The organism is Chitinophaga sp. (assembly GCF_017745275.1).
In the GTDB taxonomy this organism is placed as follows: Bacteria; Bacteroidota; Bacteroidia; order Chitinophagales; family Chitinophagaceae; genus Chitinophaga.
Map to the genome: position 1 here is coordinate 242,369 of NZ_JAGHZS010000001.1, position 21,106 is coordinate 263,474.

The following is a 21,106-nucleotide window of genomic DNA, read 5'->3' on the forward strand; positions in this document are numbered from 1 at the left end:
GAATACCAGTCCCTGATTAATAATTGAAAGGCTGTGTATAGATCACCTGCAGCAGGGTTTGACCCACTGATTGCAGTGTTTTTTTATCTATCACATCCATGTTGTCGTTCTGTGTATGCCAGTGAGGAGCAAAGTCGTTATTAGCCTGCAACGCAATGATATCAAATGTCGGGATATTAGCGATGGTGTTTACCGCAATATGATCATCTGTGATAAAAGCGCCATTGTTTTCATAACGGAACTGATCAGAGTAGCCCAGTTTGTTAGCTACATCCCAGAACATTTTCATTTGTGCAGGTGCATATTGCTTGGAAGAGCCTTCCATATAAAACTGTGTACCACGGCCGCCTACCATGTCCAACAAGATACCATAGTTAGCCTTGTAGCCTGGTACATGAGGGTTTTTAGCCCAGTACTGGGTGCCAAGGCAAAAAGAGTTTTCATCATTTTTGGCACCGTAGTCTTCCACATCTACCAATAAAATATCAACACCCGCTTCCGGCTTCTGTAAACGGAACTGACGGGCCACTTCCATGAGTACTGCTACACCGCTGGCGCCATCATCCGCGCCATCCAGCTTCTTCGTTTTGTCAAAAGCATCTTCATCTGCCCAGGGACGGGTGTCCCAGTGGGCCAGTAGTAATATGCGCTGTTTGGCTGCCGGATTAAAGCTGGCGATGATATTAATACAGGGTAGCTTCTCATTTTTAGGGCCGGTAACGGTGGTTTTTTGCACATATACCGTATCCGCCCAGGAACGGAAACGACCAATCAGGTAATTGGCGCATTTTTCCTGTGCTGGTGTATTGGGTATTCTGGGTCCGAAACTCACCTGCTTTGCGGTGTAAGCATATGCAGAATCTGCCTGGAAAACAGGCACCGGTACATCCAGCTTGGCTACCTTGCTGGCGCCGGTACTGTCGTTGTTGTTGTCGCTTGTTTGGCCATTCTGCTGACAGGCGCCAGCCACAAGGGCCAGCGCAGTCAGCGTAATAAGAGCTTTACGCATTATCTTCGGAAATATTTAGTTTATTGAAGACTGTATGAAACAGATCCGTCTTTTTCATCTTTTAACTGCACGCCAATAGATAATAATTCATTCCGGATTTTGTCGGAAGTGGCGTAGTCCTTACGGCTTTTCGCTTCTTTCCGCATTTCAATCAGCATCTGTAACACCCCATCCAGTTTATTATCTTCACCGGTAATTACTTCCTGTTGAATGCCCAGGATGTCTACCAGGAAGGTTTTCCAGGTTTCCTGTAACAAGGTGAAAGTAGTTTCGCTGAGTTCGTGCATTTTTATTTGCCCGCCTTTCAGCGAGTTGATGACAGGTGTCAGTTCAAACAGATTTGCCAGTATTTTTGCCGTGTTGAAGTCATCATTCATGAACTCCGTGCATTCTTCGCACCAGGTACGTACCTGTTTGTCCAGTTCCTCATTAATGCCTTGTCCGTTGCTGCCGGTATACGTGAGCTTTTGTAAAGTTTCATAGGCGGCCCATAAGCGCTGCAGGCCTTTCTCAGCAGCCTGGAGGGCTTCATTGGAGAAATCCAGCGTACCGCGGTAATGTGTCTGCAACACAAAGAAACGAATGGTCATGGGGCTGTAAGGCTTATCCAGCTGCGGATTGGAGCCGGAAAACATTTCAGTGAGCTTAATGGTATTGTTGTAAGCTTTTCCCATTTTGCGGCCGTTAATGGTGATCATGTTATTGTGCATCCAGTAACGGGCCATCATTTCTCCATGTGCTACCTCGCTTTGCGCTATTTCGCACTCGTGGTGCGGAAACTGCAGGTCCATACCACCACCGTGGATATCAAACTGACCACCGAGATATTTGGCGCTCATGGCAGAGCACTCAATATGCCATCCGGGGAAACCTTCGCCCCATGGGCTTGGCCAGCGCATCAGGTGTTCAGGCGGCGCCTTTTTCCATAATGCAAAATCCGCTTTGTTGCGTTTATCATCCTGTCCTTCCAGCTCCCTGGTGGTTTCCAGCATATCTTCCAGTACACGGCCGCTTAAAATGCCGTAGTCGTGGCTGGCGGCATATTTTTTCACGTCAAAGTATACACTGCCATCTACTTCATAGGCATAGCCTTTTTCCATGATGGTTTTAATCATTTCTATCTGCTCAATGATATGACCGGTAGCAGTAGGTTCTATGCTGGGTTCCTGGCAGCCGAATTGCAGCATGGCCCAGTGGTACAGGTTGGTGTATTTCTGTACCAGCTCCATAGGTTCCAGCTTTTCCAGGATGGCAAACTTTGAAATCTTATCTTCTGCGGCGCGGCCTTCTTCTTCAAAGTGACCGGCGTCGGTGATATTACGTACATAACGTACTTTATAACCCAGGTGCTTTAAATAGCGAAATACCACGTCAAATGTGATGTACGGGCGGGCATGGCCCAGGTGCGACTCTCCTGATACGGTTGGTCCGCACACATACATGCCTACGTGGCCAGGGTGTAAGGGGGTGAATACTTCTTTTTGTCGATGTAATGAATTGTATATCCTGAGTTCTGACATATGCTGTAAATGACAGATGCCGTCCGGGCTACCGGATTCCGACATCTTATTTTTTATTGATGGATGGCAAAGATAAAAATTGTTTTCCGGGTACGATTAAATCCCGGAACAACATCGCTCTATCCAATAGATATGATACATTTTCATAATGATTACAGTTATTTATTTACTTCTACTTCCGTTTTTCCACTGCCCATTAAACTCAGATTGGCAATTACAGGATAATGATCAGACAGGTCGGAAATGATTTTCCGGAAGCTATTTACCTTAAAATGGTTGCTCACAAAAACATAATCGATACGTAATGTAGGCGCCAGCCCTGTAAAAGTACGCCCTATTCCGAAACCTTTTTGCAGAAAAGCATCTTGTAAATCCCCTTTAATGGTAAAGTAGGTATAAGAGGCCGGGGTATCATTAAAATCACCACAAACGATTACAGGATAAGGGCTTTCCCGGATAAAACTGCCTACAATATCGGCCTGTTGACTGCGACGTATATACGCTTCCCGCATTTTTTGGATAATGCTTTTAGTCGCTTTCAACCCCGTATCTTCCTGCTTTTTTATTTTCTCAATGGCCGTATAATCTTTTTTATCAAACCGGTATGATTCCAGGTGCATGTTAATAATGCGGATGGTATCATTTCCCTTTACGATATCTGCATAAATCAGGCTCTCGCTTCTGGGACCTACGCTCATCTTCACTTTATCGGATGCAATGATCGGAAAACGGGAATAAATGATAGATCCCCAGTGTTGCATACCATCACGGTTAAAATCGCTGGAAAAGTAACGATACGGCAGGGACATCTCCCTTGAAATATCTTCCCGGTTGTTAAAATCATTCTTTTTTTCCGAGGTATAGAAGTCCTGGAAGCAGGCAATATCCAGCTCCTGCTTTTTTATCATGGCAAACATCGCCTGACGGTTGTATTTACTGTCCCTTTCCCGGTATAGTCCAAACTGGCTAACATTATAGCTCATGATGGTGAGCGTATTGTCGCCCTTTGCCGCCTTATTGCCCGAAGGCAGATGAAAAGCCACAAAAGCACTGATAGACTTCCATCCCAATAATAGCGCAATCAGGGATAGCAAGGCATAGCGATAATTAAAAAATAGCCACCCGATAAGGAATATGGTCAACACACCCAGTAAAAACGGGAATGCCAGTGTAATAAAACTGATGGGCCAAAACCACGCCGGCGAAATATAAGGCGCCAGGCAGGCTCCCAGGAAAAGTAATACCACGGCGAAGTTGATGATCAGAAAAAATCCTTTCGTAAAGAGTCGTAAAAATCGCACCGCGTCGTACTTTGTTGAAGTACTAAAGTTAGTATTTTTTCAACGACAGACAGGCCATAACCGGGAAATGCTCTGAAGGATGTGTAGGGAGCACCTGCCCTCCATGAATACGAAAGAGCCGCTGCGCCAGGATATAATCGATCCGCAGGGAGGGCGATAAAAAAGATAAGGTACGTCCCCAACCACGGCCAGTTTCCAGGAAAACGTCCTGCAAATTCCGGCTAACCGTTCTGTAGGTATATGATACCGGCGTATCATTGAAGTCGCCACAAACAATAGTCGGGTAGGGGCTTTTAGCTATCAGTGCCGCCAGTTGCTCTGCCTGCGAAGCTCTTTTCCGGAAAGTGGCCCGCATTTTATGAATCAGCCCCGAGCTGCCAGGGGCTTTCATATTTTCATAATCATCACCTTTAAACATATACGAAGTTAGCTGCACCGAAAACACCCGGATAGTATCGCTTTGTACCACCAGGTCTGCCTGTAGGAAAGTGCTGCCGCTGCCTGCCTTGCTTTCTCCACAGGGAATAGCTTGGGCAGTCGCTATTGGAAAGCGGGAAAACAGTGCGATGCCGTAATGCCAGGTATTCCACCCGGTTTTGTCGCAGGTAAAATAATGGTAGGTGTAATGTCCTGCCTGCATCAGGCTGTCTATATGGTGTTCCAGGTCCGGTTTATCATTGCTGTAGAATTCCTGCATGCACAGGATATCCGGACTGTTTTTCAGTACCACGTTATAGATAGCAGCAGCTTTGTCTTTATCCGTTTTATAGGCCATCAGCCCCATGCTGCTGGTATTGTAGGTCATGAGGGTAAACTCCTGGCTATTGGGGTGCTTGGCAATATTGTTATTAGGGAAGATGTGAACGCCCCAGGTAGTCAATGCCGCGGGAATACAACAGAGTACTGCGATACCGCACAGCCACCACAGTTTTTTGTATTTAAGCCACCACAGCACAGGTATCAAAAGTAAACTAACAGGAAACAGGAGGGGAAAGAAGAAGCCAGAGAACCCGGTAATCCAATATTTGCCGGGGTTGAGATACGGAAGATAGGCACTTAATAGCAGGCCTGTCAATATGATCAAACTACCCCAAAGCAAAAGCTGTCGAAAAATTTTTTGTAGCATAGGGTTTACAAGCAGTTGCGAAATACAAATTACGGATTACAGCCATTAAATTAAAAATTAATGGGAATACATGAACGGATAAACACCGTTTCTGTATTCCCATCTATCGTAATTCAGAATTCGTAATTCGTAATGCTTTTATTCTGTTCGGCTTGCCCGGACTAAAGTGTCTCTTTCGTCAGGAGTAAGAGAGGACAGGCCGTTTTCATTGATCTTATCAAGAATTTCATTCAGTCGTTGTTCCGGCACTTTGCCAATACGTCTGAATGGTTGTTGCTCAGTATCGACTGTTCCCAGCTTTTTTTTAAGCTCGTCGGGATTTACCTGTTGGGAGGCCGGATGAAAAACGTGTGTCAGCTTAAATGCAAGCCTGTTAAAACCAGCGCCCCAGTCGTTACCTTTTTTCCACTGTGTCATGTAAATCAAACCTGCAATGCCACCGCCTGCCAATAAAGGAATGTAGGTATAACCATAGGCAGATGACATGAGCAGCGATCCCACGGAAAGTACAACAAATAACAGGGTGATCACCCAGAGGGATATACCACCGGCCAGTAAAGGGAAGATGCGATAACGCGGTGCAATAGCGGTAACGCCCACGGCTATTGCCATAATGCTGCCACCTGCTCCCAGCCAGTATTCGGCACCGGCAATAACGTGGAAGGATGGAATTACAGCCATAGCTGCTACATAAAAGAGATTACCTACAATACCACCGAAAAGATATAAAGGTAAAATTCGTTGATGGCCGGCCAGGTGTTGCATAAAAGTGCCAAAGCACCACAACCACACCATATTGGTAAATACCTGCCAGACACTGATATGTGTAAACAGGGAGGTGACCAGCGTCCATGGACGTGTTAACAGTTTAGCCGGGCTGGCCGGAAGCCTTAACCAGGACATGATATCCTGATGAAATCTTGGCTCTCCCACATTCTCCATTTTGTAGATCACAAGGGTGAAGAAGAGGAATATAAAAACAGTGAGATTAACGATCAACAATTGTGTCACCATATTTCGTCCTTCTCCTAAAGAGAGGCGGGGCAATTTCTCTTTTTCCAACGCATGCATGGTACATAATTTTTTCAATACAAAAATACGTTATTAATACAGTTGTATTAATAAAAATCTGTTCGGTGTTTGTTCCAGTTCCTTAGCAGCAGGTAGGCAAAAAGGGCACCGCCCAGGTGAACAAAGTGAGCTACGTTGTCGCCCGGATTATTCTGGATACCAGACCATAATTCTCCTACTATCATGAATGCTACCACGTATTTCGCCTTAATCGGAAACATGGCAAAGAAATACAGGTACCTGTTCGGGAACATAAAGCCAAAGGCGAACAGGATGCCGTATACTGCTCCGGAAGCTCCCAACGTTGGGATATTCCGGTAAAAGGTTACATAGTCGTGTACATATATCTTGGCAATCTCTACTGCCCGTGGATCGCCGTTAGCCAACGCATTTTTGAGCCCCTCCATATCGAAGTTCGATACGCTTCCCAGGTCAAATTTGTTGTCCAGTGGTACGAAGTTGCTAAAAGTGGGATCACTAAGGAAGGCGTCTGCATACCTGGTCAGGTTCATGTTTTCATAGGTCAGCACTCCCATATAACAGAGGGCGGCGCCAATACCACAAATCATGTAGAAAATCAGGAAACGCTTGGAGCCCCAGATGTTTTCAAGCGTGGAGCCAAACATCCACAATGTAAACATATTGAAGAGCACATGCGTAAAGTGCTTCGGGTCGTGGAGAAATAAATGCGTGACAAGCTGATGTGGCCGGAATAGTTCAGAGCGCCAATAGTGCAGCGCAAATAAACGACTCATATCATAATCATACCTTTTTAGCAGGGTAATCTGCACTAACCAAACCAAACCATTAATGATCATCAGGTTTTTGATCACCAAGGGGAGGTACTGAAATTTTCCGGGCCTGTAATCGTTCATTGTTGCTTAGTTATTATCTCTTTTTTTCAACAACACCACATTCTCAATATGGTGTGTATGTGGAAACATGTCTACTGGCTGAACCTTTTCCACTGTATACAGCGCATCCAGCAAAGCCAGGTCCCTGGCTTGTGTTGCCGGGTTGCAGCTTACATATACAATTTTAGGTGCTGCAATTTCAAGCAATTTGTTGACCAGCTTTTCGTGCATGCCTGCCCGTGGTGGATCCGTGATAATTACATCCGGCTGCCCATGGTGTGCAAAAAAGGCATCATCACAAATATCAACTACGTCGCCTGCAAAAAACTCGGCATTGTTAACATTATTTCGGGCGGCATTTTCTTTCGCATCATCTATGGCTTCTTTTATCAGCTCAATACCCACTACTTTGCCGGCATTGCGTGATACAAAAATGCCGATACTACCTGTACCGCAATATAAATCGTATACAGTTTCCGTTCCTGTTAACCCGGCAAAATCCCTGGTTACCTTATACAGAACTTCGCCCTGGTAAGTGTTGGTCTGGAAAAAGGATTTAGGTCCTATTTTAAATACAAAGTCTTCCAACTTTTCCTCTGCATATCCTTTACCAAAATATACTTTGGGCTCCAGGTCGAAAATGGTGTCGTTACCTTTTGGATTAATGGTATACAGCAGTGTGGTAATAGCGGGAACCGTTTTCAGTAAATGATCCAGCAGTGCAATCCGGTTCTCTTTATCCTCATGACGGATCACCAGGTTCACCATAATCTCGCCGGTGGTACACAGGCGGATCACCAGGTTTCGTAACCAGCCTTGTTGGGCACGGATATCGTAAAACGGTAGCTCATGCGCAATGGCGTATTCACGAATGGTATTACGGATCAGGTTTACCGGTTCCTGCATAAGATAGCAGGTGTCTATATTAAGGACCTTATCGAATAATTTGGGTACATGGAAGCCCAGTGCGGGTTTTACAGGTATTTCCCCTTCATTGGCCTTTATCTCCTCATTGGTCAGATAAGCTTTATTGCTAAAAGTAAACTCCAGCTTGTTACGGTAATGTTCTGTGTGCACCCCGCCCAGGATAGGATCCATAGGAGGCAATACCAGTTTGCCGATACGTTGCAGGTGGTCAGCCACCTGCTGCTGTTTGAATTCCAGTTGCTGTGAATAAGGAAGCATCTGCCACTTACAACCGCCACAGATGCCAAAGTGCTGGCAAAATGGGGTTACCCGCTTGTCAGAATAGCTATGAAAGTGGACCACTTTCCCTTCTGCCCAGTCTTTTTTGTTTTTACTAAGGCGAACATCCACTACATCTCCGGGTACCACACCACCTTCAATAAATATCACTTTCCCGTCGTGACGGGCCAGGGCTTTACCCTCTGCCGCATAGGCAGTAACAGGTACATTTTCTAAAACAACATTTTTTTTCCTCACGGCTGCAAAGGTAATTGGAAATGCTGAATCCTCGTCTTAATTCATGTAATTACCACTCACCACACTGCTTTCGGTTTTTACTTTTTTCCGCTTACATTTACATATTGCTTGTAAATATTATGCGTAAATTATTTGTTACACTAATAGCCACCCTTTTAGGCCACTTTACCCTGCAGGCACAGGGATACCAGATTGCTGTTAAACTGAAGAATTTTACAGGTGGAAAGTTCTTTCTTGCCCATTATATGGGCAGATCTACTTACCTCGCCGATTCGGCAGAGGTAAGCCCCACCGGCGATGCCATCCTGAAAGGCAAAGAAAAACTGTTGCCAGGCATCTACCTGTTGGTATTGCCGGGAAAGGAAAAATATGTGGAAACGCTGATCGATAAACAACAATTCTTTAGCGTTACACTTGATAGCGCTGACCTGATCAATAAAACAGTATATAAAGGCAGCCCGGACAATGATCTGTTCCTCTCTTACAATAAATTCCTGTTCCAGCAGGAAGCCCTCAGCCGCAATATTCAGCAACAGTTGCAGGCAGCCCATTCCGCAGCCGATACGGCAAAAGTGCTTCCGCTTCAGAAAGAGCTTGGGAGGAAGATCCAGGACTTCCGGAGCAACTTTATCGTTCAACATCCCGGCACTATCTTAAGCACCATATTCCTGGCCATGAAAGAACCGGAAGTGCCCCAACAGCCGGCCGGGGCGGATTCTACCTTTGCTTATCGCTATTTTAAAAGCCATTATTGGGATGAGGTAGACCTGGAAAGTGACCGGTTGGTAAGAACACCGATCCTGGAAGGAAAGTTGAAAAAGTATTTTACGCAACTGGTAATGCCCTCACCAGACTCTATTATCGTTGATTGTGACGCTCTCATTGCCCGCACGCGAAAGAGCAAAGAGACATTCAAATTTGTGCTGTGGTGGCTGACCTACAACTATGAAAGCTCTCCCTACATGGGAATGGATGCCGTATTTGTTCACCTGGTGGAGAAATACTATGTACCCGGGGATGCTTTTTGGTTGACTAACGAGCAACTGAATAAAATTGTGGACCGGGCTTATGCCCTGGCGCCTAACCTGATTGGAAAGCAGGCCGCTCCGCTGGAATTTAAAGATTCTGCTTCCAATATGCTCTCATTATATAAAACCCAATCGAAGTATACCGTCCTGGTTTTCTGGGATCCCACCTGCGGGCATTGTAAAACAGAGCTGCCCCGTCTAGATTCAGCTTTCAAGGCCAGTTGGAAAAGCAAAGGAGTGACTATGGTGGCTGTAAAAACAGAAGGTACCCGGGAAGAGTGGTTGCAGTTCATAAAAGATCACGACCTCCGTGATTGGGTGCACGGTTCTGATCCTCAATCTGCCACTAATTATCGCCGTTTATACGATGTATATAGTACGCCCATGATTTACCTGCTTGATGATAAAAAGAAGATTGTGGCAAAAAAACTGGGAGTGGAGCAATTACAGGAGTTTTTGGATCGAAACACCGCAAAAAATGCGGCGGCTTCGCGGTAACGGCAGGAAATGGCAAGTGTGGTTGTGTTTGATAATCAATCTATTATGGTATTTTAACAATCCTTTGGCATAGTCTTTGGCTGTGGGCTAGCAGACCATAAAACCAAAGATTATGAAGAAGACGTTATTATTATCAGTTGCGGCTCTCAGCATATCTTTTGCTGCCATGTCGCAGGCCCGGGTCGGGATTAAAGCTGGGTGGAATCTTTCAAACATTACTACTGACAACGCCGGAAGTGTTAAAAACGATCGTTCACTATCCGGGTTTAATGCAGGTGCCATCGCAGATTTACCTTTAGTCCCTAAAATATTATCGTTTCAGCCGGGAGTATTTTATACTACTAAGGGTACTAAATTCGAAGTAGGGGATAAAGACCATATCACACCAACTACACCGTACACTAAGTTTACTTCTTCGCCATCTTACATAGAAATTCCATTGAATTTCGTCGGCAAATTACCCATCGGTGAAAATGCCCGGTTATTTGCAGGAGTAGGACCCTATTTCGCATTTGGCGTAGCCGGGAAAAACAAGTGGGAAACCATTACCAGTGTAGGATCTTCCAGTTCTTCCTCCAGTATTAAATGGGACGATGATACGCCTTTTAACAACGGAGACCCCAACCAGGGCTTCGACAAGTTTAAACGTTTCGACTGGGGAGGTAACGTACAGGTGGGTGCGGAATTACACAATTTCCTGATTTCAGCACAGTATGGTATTGGATTTGCTAAGATCCGCTCCGGACAGGACAACAGTACAGATGACAAAGGTAAAAACCGTGTTTTCAGTGTATCCGTTGGTTACCTGTTTGGAGGAAAGTAAAACAATTCATTGAATAAGTTGTAATAACAGCAGCAAGCAAAAAAACAGGTTCATTTTTAGTTGGCAATCAAAAAAATTAGGAGGCGGTGCCTCACCTGTGGCACCGCTTTACTATTCATCAAATTACATCACACATGAAAAAGGTATTATTATCTGCAGCGGCTTTATTAGTAGCCAGTCTTTCTTTTGGTCAAACTAAATGGGGTATCGTTGCAGGCCCGCAGTTTTCCAGCATTACAGGAAAAGCATCAGGTTCTTCAAAAGAAACAAGCAATCTCCTTGTTGGAGTAAGAGCCGGTGTTACTGCAGATCTTCCATTGGGAGATGATTTTTTTATTGGAACAGGATTATTGTATTCCGGTAAAGGTGGCAAGGCAAAAAATTCAGATATAAAAACAACGCTATCTTACCTGGAGCTGCCTGTTCACTTTATGTTTAAACCAGAAGTTGGTAGTGGTAGACTGGTATTGTCTGCCGGTCCTTATTTCGCCTATGGAATCAGCGGTAAAATGAAGGATGTTCCATTACTTGGCGACGTTGACGTATATGACGACAAGGCTGGATTCTCCAAACAAAAACGTTTTGATGCCGGTGCCGGTATTAATGTAGGCTATGAAATGCCTATGGGGCTTTATTTTGGCTTGAACACAGACCTTGGCCTTATTAATACTGCTGATAACACCAGCAACGACCGTAAATTTAAAAATACCTCCTTCGGAGTATCTGTAGGATATAAATTTGGTGGAAAATAAGCCCCCGCAAAATGAATTCTTTATTAACCACCCGGTAAATCCGGGTGGTTTTTTATTTTTATCAAAACCTTTTTATACTTTAGCGGCAGTAACCAGCTGAGCATTAAGACTTTTCCCCAAATCGTGTGTCACAGTGAATATTTATAATCTTTTAGTACCGAACTACTGATGAAGTTTTTTACACTCCTATGTGCAGCACTGCTGCTGTTTGTTGTTTCCAATTCTCATGCCCAGGTAAGCTTAGGCATACGTGGTGGCTACGTAAATGCCGGGCTAGCGGTTCCAGAGCATAGCACTGCCCCGGGAACCTCTCACCAGGACCGTTGGCAGGTGGGTACCTATTTAAATATTCCCTTGTTTAAGGGAGGGTATCTGCAACCAGGTGCCAGCTATATTGTAAAAGGGGCAAACCTGAATTACATCTCTCCTCATCCGGATCTGTTCACTTCCGGCGCCACCAAATTAACGCTGCGATATCTGGAGTTACCTGTAAATTTTGTTTATAAGGTACCGGTAGGCTTTGGAAAGCTCCTGGTAGGTGCAGGGCCTTATGCCGCTTATTGTGTACGCGGCGATTATAAGCTGGAGGCTATTGATGCCGGCGGACAGGTGTCTTCCGGATCGAAGCGCATAGATTTTAAGTCATCTCCTAATATTTTTGGTACCGGCATGAATATCCAACGCTGGGATGCAGGGCTGAACTTTACTGCCGGCGTGGAGTTGAATTGTTTTCTTACATTGACCGGCCATTATGGCTATGGACTGATGAATCTGGATAAATCAACGAACAATTTAAACAATCGCTATTGGGGCGTAAGCCTTGGGTTTATATTTGACCGCGAAGACTGGTAATTTGAGCAGAAAGCAGAAGGCAGAAAGCTATTATAGCGAATGATCAAAGCGATTTTATAGTGAAGTGCACCCTAAAGGTTAGACTTTTTTTAAACGTTTAAAAATTATGCGGCTTGAGTTCGGTATTCAACTGGGCTCAAGCCGTTTAGTTTCAATTTGATCCTGTCGTTGTTATAATAGTGTATATATTCAATTAGTCCCTGCTTTAAAGCTGATATCGAATCAAATTTTTCAAGATAAAATAGTTCTGTTTTGAGGATAGCGAAAAAACTTTCCATCGCTGCATTATCCAGACAATTTCCTTTTGCAGACATACTTTGTTTAATTTTCTTGTCTCGAAGAATCGCTTGATATTGCTTCATCTGATACTGCCAGCCCTGATCGGAGTGCAATATCAGATTATTTTTCTTTGGTAGCCTGACAAAAGCCTTTTGTAACATATCAACAATTTGACTAAATGTTGGACGTTCCGATATGTTATAACTTATTATTTCCCCATTGTATAGGTCCATTATTGGAGAAAAATACAGCTTTTTATCCCCGATTGAAAACACTGTTACATCAGTAACCCATTTCTGACAAGGCTTTTCTGCTTTGAAGTTCCGCATTAAGAGATTGGGCGCTATTCTACCTTGCTCTCCTCTATATGACTTATACTTTTTCACTCTAACCAGGCTTTTGATATTACGGGATCGCATGATTTTTAGTACTGTCTTATGATTAACCATTTTGCCTGTCTTCTTTATATCCCTGGTTATGCGCCTGTAACCGTATCTGCCTTTATGACGATGATAAACAGCCATGATCTCCGTTTCTAATGCCGCGTGCTTTTGAGGCTGCGCTGATAGTTTCAGACAGTAATAATATGTACTGCGTGCCATACCCGCTGCTTTTAGCAGTAAGTTAAATGGATAAGAAGGCCTTAATTCCCTGATGGCTTCTGCCGCTTGTTTTGACCGGCTTGTTCTTTTTGAATTAAGGCCTTTAACTTTTTTAAAAGTGCATTTTCGGTCCGCAGATATTGCAATTCGGCCTCTAAAGCGGCCAACTTTGCCTTATCGGGGTCCGTTATTATTTCATTCGCCTTACTTTTTTTTCCCATTTGATTCTTTTTTAAACCTCGTTTACTCTTAAGTAAACCTGCAGCCCCTTCACGTTCATACTGCCTTAGCCATATGCCAACTGTATGATCCTGAGCGATGCCAAATAACATCGCTGCCTGCATTAAAGATAATCGCTTTTGGAATACGGTTCGGATAACTTCGAGTTTAAACTCTCCACTATAGGTAACACCTGCACGAGGTTGCAAACCTGCTATTCCATGATACTTGTAAAGCTGTAACCATCGCTGAACGGATACATCTGTTGTCCCTAGCTTACGAGCCGCTGATGCTATATGGTCTTTACCTGAGATAACTGCATGCACTGCTGACAGCTTCTGTTTTAAACTGAATTTTGTCTTTCCTGCCATAAAAATGCCCCCTAAAAGTGTCCAACTTTTAGGGGGCATTTCAATATCCACTTCTGTCAATCGCTTCAATAGCTTTTTGCTTTACGCTTTCTGCTTTCTGCTCTATTTCATATCCAACGGCAACTTCACATAGAATGTAGTTCCTTCATTCAGCTTGGTTTCAAACCAGATCTCTCCCCTCGCCTGCTCCGCAATATTTTTACACATCGCCAGCCCCAGCCCAGTACCGGATGATTTGGTAGTGAAGTTTGGCACAAAGATGCGCGACTGCACTTCCGTAGAAATACCTTCTCCATTATCTGCCACACTGATAATTACGTTATGATCTGCGGTAGCCCATAATTTTACTATAATCTGCCCTTTCCGGTCGTCCGGAATGGCCTGAATAGCATTGAGCAACAGGTTGGTAAAGAGCCGGTTCATCTGGGTTTTATCGGCAAATACAAAGTAGTCCTGCTCCGGTTCTACATAGGTAACCTCACAATCTTCGTGCCCCTGGTAAAGAGAAGTCAGCGAATGCAATACTTCATTGATCAGCACCTCTTCATTATTAGGCTCACCGATACGGGCAAAGGCCGAGAAGTCGGAGGCTATATTCGACAGGTGTTCTATTTGCTCAACCAGCGTACCCGCTACGTTGCGCGACAACTCCTTCACATTGGGTGAGTCGTTGGCAATAGCACGCTGCAGGTATTGTATGCTCAGCTTCATTGGCGTCAGCGGATTCTTGATTTCATGGGCTACCTGCCGCGCCATTTCACGCCAGGCTCCCTCCCGCTCACTCTTCGCCAACCGCACCGCGCTCACTTCCAGCTTACGCACCATCTTGTTGTATTCTTTTACCAGCGCGCCAATTTCATCATCTTTATCCCATTCAATTTCATCATTACGTTGCCCGAGGTTTACGTGGCGCAGTTTTTCTGTGACCAGTGAGAATGAACGGGTAATAGAGTTGGTAATCAACAGGGCCACCATCCCTGCAATGAGGAAAATGAAAGCGTTGAAGTTAATCAACGCTACCAGGAAGCTGGATATCTGCTCATTCAGTTCCGTTTGCGTGGCAAAATAAGGGACGTTCAGGTAAGCAATCACTTCATGCGTATCATGATTACGCAACGGCATATAACCCGACAGGAATGGCATCACGCCAATGTATTCCGTATGTATAAACTGGATTTGCTCCATCCGGAATAACCGGTAATAAGCCTGTGGATCCATTTTCGCGGAAATGAGCCCTTTGTCGGTCATCATAGGCTGCGTAGTTAACTGCAGATTTCCATCCCGGTCGTATACATTGATATCCAGTGCCCGTTCGTTGGCGATATCTCCCAGCGACGTTGACAGCTTCTTCATCAGCTCAGAATCGTAGATATCCCCTACCTGGTCCAGGTCGCGCTGATTCTCGAACACCTTCTCCACATCTTTGGCTACTTCCCGCATTGTTTTACCCAATCGCTCACGGTTCTGTGCTTCTGAGCGATAAATAAAGAACTTGATCGTGGTAATGGCCAGGATGAGGAATGAAAAGATGACAACAAAGATGATAGTACCATGCACCTTTTTACGGATACTCACGTTGATGAGTGTACGTAAATTACTGATCCGCATCCTTGCTTTAATGAGCAGGTCGAACACCTTATATACGGCCACTATGAGCAGGAACAGGCAGAACATGTATGCAAAGAGCGTAATGAATTCCACAAACATCCTGTTCTCTTTTACCACCATTACTACCTTGTCCGGCGAGGCGCGATATAATAATTCAGAATAGCCTTTGATAGATATCACCGACACATCCGACAGTGGCAGATCATGCGGATAGAGGCGGATAGGGAATGGGAAATCATTGTTATTGGTAACGAGTATACCTTTATCATAAACTGCATAAGAATAGGCGCCGGCGTATTCACGGCCCGGGTCAGCGAGGTCTCCTTCTACCAGTAGTTCCGGGTAAAGCCGGTCGCTGCTGACGGGCTTGGGCACCAATGTATACACCAGCCAGCCACTGATATCGCCGGTGGGTTTATGAAATTCCTTCTTGGCAATGTAGCTGTAATCATTAAAGCTGCGTTCGTAGTAATAGAGATCGTTTCCCGGCACCAGTGATGGCGTGGATTCAGAGAACATCAGCTTATTGAAAGTGGGCAGGCTCATGGTATCTGAGCCAAACAGTGATGCGCCGTTTTCATCGTAGGCGTAAATATTTACGCGAAAGCGGCTCAGGTAGCCCTGGAAATATTTCTGCAGCAGGAGGCTGTCGAACCGCGCCTTGCTTTGCTCCCTTCCCACGCTGTCCTGGAAAAAATACTGGATGGTTTCATCGTGCTCAATCTTTCTTCCTATATCATTCAACAACATTTCCAGGTAAGGATCTTTTTGCCTGGACAGGTCTTCCGCCAACTTTTGGCGGGCCAATACTTCCTTGTGGTTATTATAGTGTACCAGTGCCCCGGAGGTGGTGACAGTGAGCAGGAAGAGCCAGAACAGGAACGGCACGGTGGCCATGCTGCTTTCAAAGCGATCGGCCAGGAAGTCGAGTAATACAATGTAGGCCAGCAGCCAAACCACCATGGAAATAGAGAACGGCAATTCCGGGTTGTGTACCCGTACCAGCAGCCAGATAATTCCTACGGCACCCAGCCAGATGTATTTGGTACGATACTGGAAATTGGTGAGCTCATTCAGCAGGTAGTTAATAATCTGGGAGAAGAATAAAAAGCTGAACGAAATGAAGCCCAGGACCACAAAGCCGATGACACTATATTCTGTAATGCTGAAGGAATTGGTGACATCAAAAGATATTTTGGAATCTATCACCAGGCTTTGGATCAGGTCTGCCAGGAATTGTTCTACCAGGTATAAAATGAGACTGGCAATAATGATCACCACGCTCTGCGCCCATCGTTTTTTAAGTACAGGCGGATTGATGGTTTTCACGTGTTCCCGGAAGAAGAGGATCATCCAGAAAGTAAGCAGTACGTTGATCAGCAGATCCCCCAGCGAATAAAAGATCTCATCTTTTGCGTAGATACGGGGATCAAAAATGTTCAGTTCCTTCAGGTTAAACGGAAACGGGTATACGTAACTGAGTACGCGAAGTCCAAACACCACCAGCAGCAGGAACAGGAAGCCATACAGTGGATTCGTTGTTTTAGCCAGTAGTGTGGCGAAGAGATTCAGGAATATCAGTACACAAAGGCATCCCAGTACACGCAACAACACACTCAGGTTATTGGGTGGATGTACGTGCATGCCACTGTTGTAATCGAGATAGAATAGCGTTTCTCCGTCGCCGTTATTCACGGCAAAAGTGGTGTGTTCCGGCAGCATCAGGGCGGGTTGTTCCCGCAGAATGCTGTACTCTTCGCCCAGTTCTTCCTTGTGATAGAAATGGCTAACGAGGTAATTATTTTTGATAGCATATTCCAGGCGAACAGGGATGACTCCTACCAGGTACTGTCCGTGGCCGGAAGCCGACTTCACTTTGCGGGTCACTACCTCGTAGTAGCCGTTTTTCAGCTTCATAAAGCGGGAGCCATCTGCGAGTGTTGTTTGGAGTTCTTCCGGTTGTACCTGGCTGGTATTCCAGAAGGTGAGCCAGATGCCACTGCTGCTGGAATCGTAGGCGAAGATGTAATATTCCAGGTTGGTGAGGCGGTCGAGTGTTTGTTCGCTATAGCTGCGTTGAAACAGGGAGGTGGAGAGACTGGTGTCTTTCGCCAGCCTAATGAATTCTTTTTCCCGTTGCTGGATACTTTTTTCCATACTGCGTTTCACGCCCTGTGGCGAGGAATAGTAGGACCAGTAGTTACTGAACAGGAAGGCGAAGGTAAACAACCAGGCCGCGATGATCAGGAGATAGCCATGCCGCAGGAAAAAAAGCCGTATTTCTTTAGTATCGATCAATGCGAGTGGTTATGAAATTTACAATTGCTCTGTGGTTTTCACCTGGTTCCAGAGTGTATCCATTTCCGTTAAAGTCATGTCATTGAGTGTGCGTCCCTGTTGCAATGCCAGGGCTTCCATGGCCTGAAAGCGGCGCTGGAACTTTTTATTGGTACGTTCCAGTGCATTTTCCGCATCTATATCAAGGAACCGGGAATAGTTGACGAGGGAGAACATCACATCGCCAAATTCATCTTCCATAGCATCTTTATTCCCTTTATTAACGGCTTCTTCCAGCTCATCCACTTCTTCCTTTACCTTTTCCCATACCTGGCTGGTATTGTCCCATTCAAAGCCGGTTTGTTTGGCTTTTTCCTGGAGGCGCATAGCTTTAACGAGGGCAGGGAGCGACACAGGTACGCCACTGAGAACGGACTTCTTACCTTCTTTCAGTTTGAGTTTTTCCCAGTTTTGCTTTACCTGGTCTTCTGTTTCGGCTTTCACATCGCCGTAGATATGAGGGTGACGGTGGATGAGTTTATCGCACACGCCATTGATGACATCATTGATATCAAACTTTTGCTGTTCTGCGCCTATTTTAGCGTAAAACACGATATGCAGGAGAATATCGCCCAATTCTTCCTTAATTGATTTCCAGTCTTCGTCGGTAATGGCGTCTGCCAGCTCATAAGTTTCCTCGATGGTGAGCTGCCGAAGCGTTTGAATGGTTTGCTTGCGGTCCCAGGGGCATTTTTCCCTTAAATCGTCCATGATCTGCAGGAGGCGATCAAATGTGGCTGTCTTTTCCATATTTTGTAAAAATAGGGATCATTTTTTAGCTTTTAGCCATTAGCTGTCAGCTTTTAGCAAATGCCCCGAAGACCGTTTACAGTATTTACTATGGGCTAAAAGCTAACGGCTAAAAGCTAAAAGCTGGTTGGGGAATTCTTTTTCTTGGTAAAAAGCCCATTTTAATTACATTTGCGAGCTATAAAATGGTAGTGATTTCATGGTTTTGAGACGATGGGATTTTGTTGTGGCAGTGCATTTTTACTGCGATAATATCTTTCTAAAAATCTTATAATCAAAAGATCCCAAAAATGTACTGATTTATGAATCCGAAACACATTGCGCTTATTTCATCGGAGTTAGGTATTTCCGGCAAACAGGCAGAAAATACTATGACCCTTTTATCTGAAGGCTCTACGGTACCCTTTATCAGCCGTTATCGTAAAGAGGTAACAGGTAGTCTGGATGAGGTGCAGATAGGCCGTATTGAAGACTTGCAGAAGCGCTACAAGGAAGTAGATGATCGCCGCGAATTTATTATCAAAACGATCACCGAGCAGGAAAAAATGACGCCTGAGTTGCTGGAGAAATTAGAGCAAACCTGGGTGTTAGCGGAGTTGGAAGATATATACCTTCCCTATAAACCGAAGCGTAAAACACGTGCTACAGTGGCCATTGAGAAAGGTCTGGAGCCATTGGCCAAACTGTTGTTTGAGCAGCAGGATGGAGATGTTGACACGGCGGAAACATTTATCAATGAGCAGGTAGCTACTTCTGAAGAAGCCCTGAAAGGTGCGCGGGATATCATTGCCGAGTGGATCAATGAAAATGCCGAATGCCGCGACAAACTGCGTAAATTATTTGCCAATACCGGCAAGCTGACTTCTAAAGTAGTAGAAGGTAAGGAAGCGGAAGGCGATAAATATAAAGACTATTTCGAGTTTTCGGAAGACCTGCGGGAGATGCCATCCCACCGTGTACTGGCGATATTACGCGCAGAACACGAAGGTATTTTGTTTAGCTCTATTGCGCCTGAAGAAGAAGAAGCGAATGCGCTGATCAACAAACAATTTGTAACGGGTAAAGGTAAAGCGGCGGAACAGGTGACCAAAGCGGCAGCAGATGCGTACAAACGTTTACTGCGTCCATCCCTGGAAAATGAATTCAGGGCGGTAGCGAAAGAAAAAGCAGATAGTGAAGCCATCGAGGTATTTGCTGAAAACCTGCGCCAGTTGCTGCTGGCAGCGCCACTGGGCCCTAAAGGTGTGATTGCCATCGATCCGGGTTACAGAACAGGTTGTAAGGTGGTAGCGCTGGACAACCAGGGTAATATGCTGGATAATGATGTGATTTACCCGCTGGAAAAGAATTACAAGAGAGATGATGCAGAAGCCCTGCTGAAGAAGTGGGCTGTGAAATATGAAACGGAAGCGATTGCCGTAGGTAATGGCACCGCAGGCCGTGAAACAGAAGAATTTGTGAAGAAGATTGATTTTGGTAAAAAAATCAATGTATTCATGGTGAACGAAAGTGGCGCCTCTGTATATTCTGCGTCTGAAGTAGCGCGGGAAGAGTTCCCCGACTTCGATGTAACGGTACGTGGTGCGGTATCTATTGGTCGCCGCCTGATTGATCCGCTGGCTGAACTGGTAAAAATAGATCCGAAGGCTATTGGCGTGGGTCAGTACCAGCATGATGTGAGCCAGTCGTCACTGAAGCAGAGCCTGGACCGTGTAGTAGTAAGTTGTGTGAACAATGTAGGGGTGAACCTGAATACGGCTTCCAAACACCTGCTGGCGTATATTTCCGGTCTGGGTCCTTCCCTGGCAGAAAATATCGTCAAGTATCGTAAAGAAAACGGTGCTTTCAGTAACCGTATGCAGTTGAAGAAAGTACATCGTTTGGGCGACAAAGCTTTTGAGCAATGCGCGGGCTTCCTTCGTATTGAGAATGGTGACAACCCATTGGATAATTCGGCGGTGCATCCTGAGCGCTATGACCTGATCAGGGAAATGGCACAGAAGCAACACAGCACTGTGGAGGATCTGATGGCGAAAGAAGAAGTACGCAAGCAGATTAATCCAAAAGATTATGTGAGTGCGGAAGTAGGTTTGCTTACTTTGGAAGATATCTTAAAAGAGCTGGCGAAGCCCAGCCGCGATCCCCGCGACGAGATTTCGATTTTTGAATATGCAGAAGGTATTCACAAAATGGAAGACGTAAAACCAGGTATGGTACTACCAGGCGTAGTAACGAATATTACTGCATTTGGCGCCTTCGTGGATATCGGTGTAAAACAGGATGGGCTGGTGCATATTTCCCATCTTTCCAATAAATTTATCAGCAATCCTAATGAAGCAGTAAAGCTGAATCAGAAGGTACAGGTAACGGTATTGGAAATAGATGTGGCCCGTAAGCGTATTTCTTTATCTATGAAAGATAATGAGAAAGGCGGTGGTAACAGATCTTCACAAGGTGGAGAGCGTAGGTCAGAACCGCGTAAAGAAGTGCGTGGTAATAAGCCTGCAGCGAAAGAAGCGCCATTGAATGACTTCCAGGCGAAGCTGGCAGCGCTGAAGAACAAATTTGATAATTAGCAGAAAGCGTAAAGCATAAAGCAAAAAGCTATTGTAGCGAATGAAAAGAGCGGATATACGCTTTAATCATTCGCTACAATAGCTTTT

The 21,106-nt window shown here is 45.1% G+C and carries 16 protein-coding genes; 5 read left to right on the forward strand and 11 right to left on the reverse strand.

Annotated features, from left to right (window positions below; genetic code table 11):
* Positions 1 to 16 precede the first annotated feature (16 nt).
* From J7623_RS01080 to rlmD, 7 genes are all read right to left on the reverse strand, one after another.
* Complete coding sequence (locus tag J7623_RS01080; protein ID WP_291916225.1) at positions 17 to 1,009, reverse strand: M28 family peptidase; 993 nt, start codon at positions 1,007 to 1,009, stop codon at positions 17 to 19.
* A gap of 20 nt (positions 1,010 to 1,029) precedes the next feature.
* Positions 1,030 to 2,574: a cysteine--tRNA ligase gene (cysS, locus tag J7623_RS01085; protein ID WP_291916228.1), complete on the reverse strand. Its 1,545-nt coding sequence runs from the start codon at positions 2,572 to 2,574 to the stop codon at positions 1,030 to 1,032.
* A 113-nt stretch (positions 2,575 to 2,687) separates the two neighbouring features.
* Positions 2,688 to 3,830, reverse strand: coding sequence for an endonuclease/exonuclease/phosphatase family protein (locus tag J7623_RS01090; RefSeq protein WP_291916230.1), 1,143 nt, complete (start codon positions 3,828 to 3,830; stop codon positions 2,688 to 2,690).
* Between the two features lie 28 nt (positions 3,831 to 3,858).
* Positions 3,859 to 4,914, reverse strand: coding sequence for an endonuclease/exonuclease/phosphatase family protein (locus J7623_RS01095; RefSeq protein ID WP_291916232.1), 1,056 nt, complete (start codon positions 4,912 to 4,914; stop codon positions 3,859 to 3,861).
* A 180-nt stretch (positions 4,915 to 5,094) separates the two neighbouring features.
* On the reverse strand, positions 5,095 to 6,027 hold the full coding sequence (locus tag J7623_RS01100; protein WP_291916235.1) for a rhomboid family intramembrane serine protease: 933 nt from the start codon (positions 6,025 to 6,027) through the stop codon (positions 5,095 to 5,097).
* Between the two features lie 47 nt (positions 6,028 to 6,074).
* Positions 6,075 to 6,902 carry a rhomboid family intramembrane serine protease gene (locus tag J7623_RS01105; protein ID WP_291916237.1) on the reverse strand — a complete coding sequence of 276 codons (828 nt, stop codon included), beginning with the start codon at positions 6,900 to 6,902 and terminating at the stop codon, positions 6,075 to 6,077.
* A 6-nt stretch (positions 6,903 to 6,908) separates the two neighbouring features.
* Positions 6,909 to 8,324, reverse strand: a complete 1,416-nt coding sequence (rlmD, locus tag J7623_RS01110; protein ID WP_291916239.1) for a 23S rRNA (uracil(1939)-C(5))-methyltransferase RlmD — start codon at positions 8,322 to 8,324, stop codon at positions 6,909 to 6,911.
* A gap of 119 nt (positions 8,325 to 8,443) precedes the next feature.
* On the opposite strand from rlmD, the gene J7623_RS01115 reads away from it, so the two are divergent.
* The 4 genes from J7623_RS01115 (at position 8,444) to J7623_RS01130 (ending at position 12,277) form a co-directional block, all read left to right on the forward strand.
* Entirely contained in the window at positions 8,444 to 9,850 is a 1,407-nt protein-coding gene (locus tag J7623_RS01115) for a TlpA family protein disulfide reductase (RefSeq protein ID WP_291916242.1), read from the forward strand.
* Positions 9,851 to 9,962: 112 nt separating this feature from the next.
* Positions 9,963 to 10,673, forward strand: a complete 711-nt coding sequence (locus J7623_RS01120; protein ID WP_291916246.1) for a porin family protein — start codon at positions 9,963 to 9,965, stop codon at positions 10,671 to 10,673.
* A gap of 134 nt (positions 10,674 to 10,807) precedes the next feature.
* Entirely contained in the window at positions 10,808 to 11,425 is a 618-nt protein-coding gene (locus tag J7623_RS01125) for a porin family protein (RefSeq protein WP_291916248.1), read from the forward strand.
* A gap of 168 nt (positions 11,426 to 11,593) precedes the next feature.
* Positions 11,594 to 12,277 (forward strand): outer membrane beta-barrel protein, encoded by a 684-nt coding sequence (locus J7623_RS01130; RefSeq protein WP_291916250.1) that lies wholly within the window; start codon positions 11,594 to 11,596, stop codon positions 12,275 to 12,277.
* 104 nt (positions 12,278 to 12,381) lie between these two features.
* Here J7623_RS01130 and J7623_RS01135 read toward each other — a convergent pair whose 3' ends face one another.
* From J7623_RS01135 to mazG, 4 genes are read right to left on the reverse strand one after another with little or no spacing between them, the layout of a single operon-like run.
* Positions 12,382 to 13,305 (reverse strand): IS3 family transposase, encoded by a 924-nt coding sequence (locus J7623_RS01135; RefSeq protein WP_366838372.1) that lies wholly within the window; start codon positions 13,303 to 13,305, stop codon positions 12,382 to 12,384.
* Entirely contained in the window at positions 13,200 to 13,817 is a 618-nt protein-coding gene (locus J7623_RS01140) for a helix-turn-helix domain-containing protein (RefSeq protein ID WP_291916252.1), read from the reverse strand. Before J7623_RS01140 ends, J7623_RS01135 begins: the two co-directional genes overlap by 106 nt.
* A gap of 33 nt (positions 13,818 to 13,850) precedes the next feature.
* Positions 13,851 to 17,654, reverse strand: coding sequence for a HAMP domain-containing sensor histidine kinase (locus tag J7623_RS01145; RefSeq protein ID WP_291916255.1), 3,804 nt, complete (start codon positions 17,652 to 17,654; stop codon positions 13,851 to 13,853).
* Between the two features lie 18 nt (positions 17,655 to 17,672).
* On the reverse strand, positions 17,673 to 18,443 hold the full coding sequence (mazG, locus tag J7623_RS01150) for a nucleoside triphosphate pyrophosphohydrolase (protein ID WP_291916257.1): 771 nt from the start codon (positions 18,441 to 18,443) through the stop codon (positions 17,673 to 17,675).
* 302 nt (positions 18,444 to 18,745) lie between these two features.
* Between mazG and J7623_RS01155 the strand changes: the two genes are divergently transcribed.
* Positions 18,746 to 21,019, forward strand: coding sequence for a Tex family protein (locus J7623_RS01155; protein WP_291916260.1), 2,274 nt, complete (start codon positions 18,746 to 18,748; stop codon positions 21,017 to 21,019).
* The last annotated feature ends 87 nt before the right edge of the window (positions 21,020 to 21,106 follow it).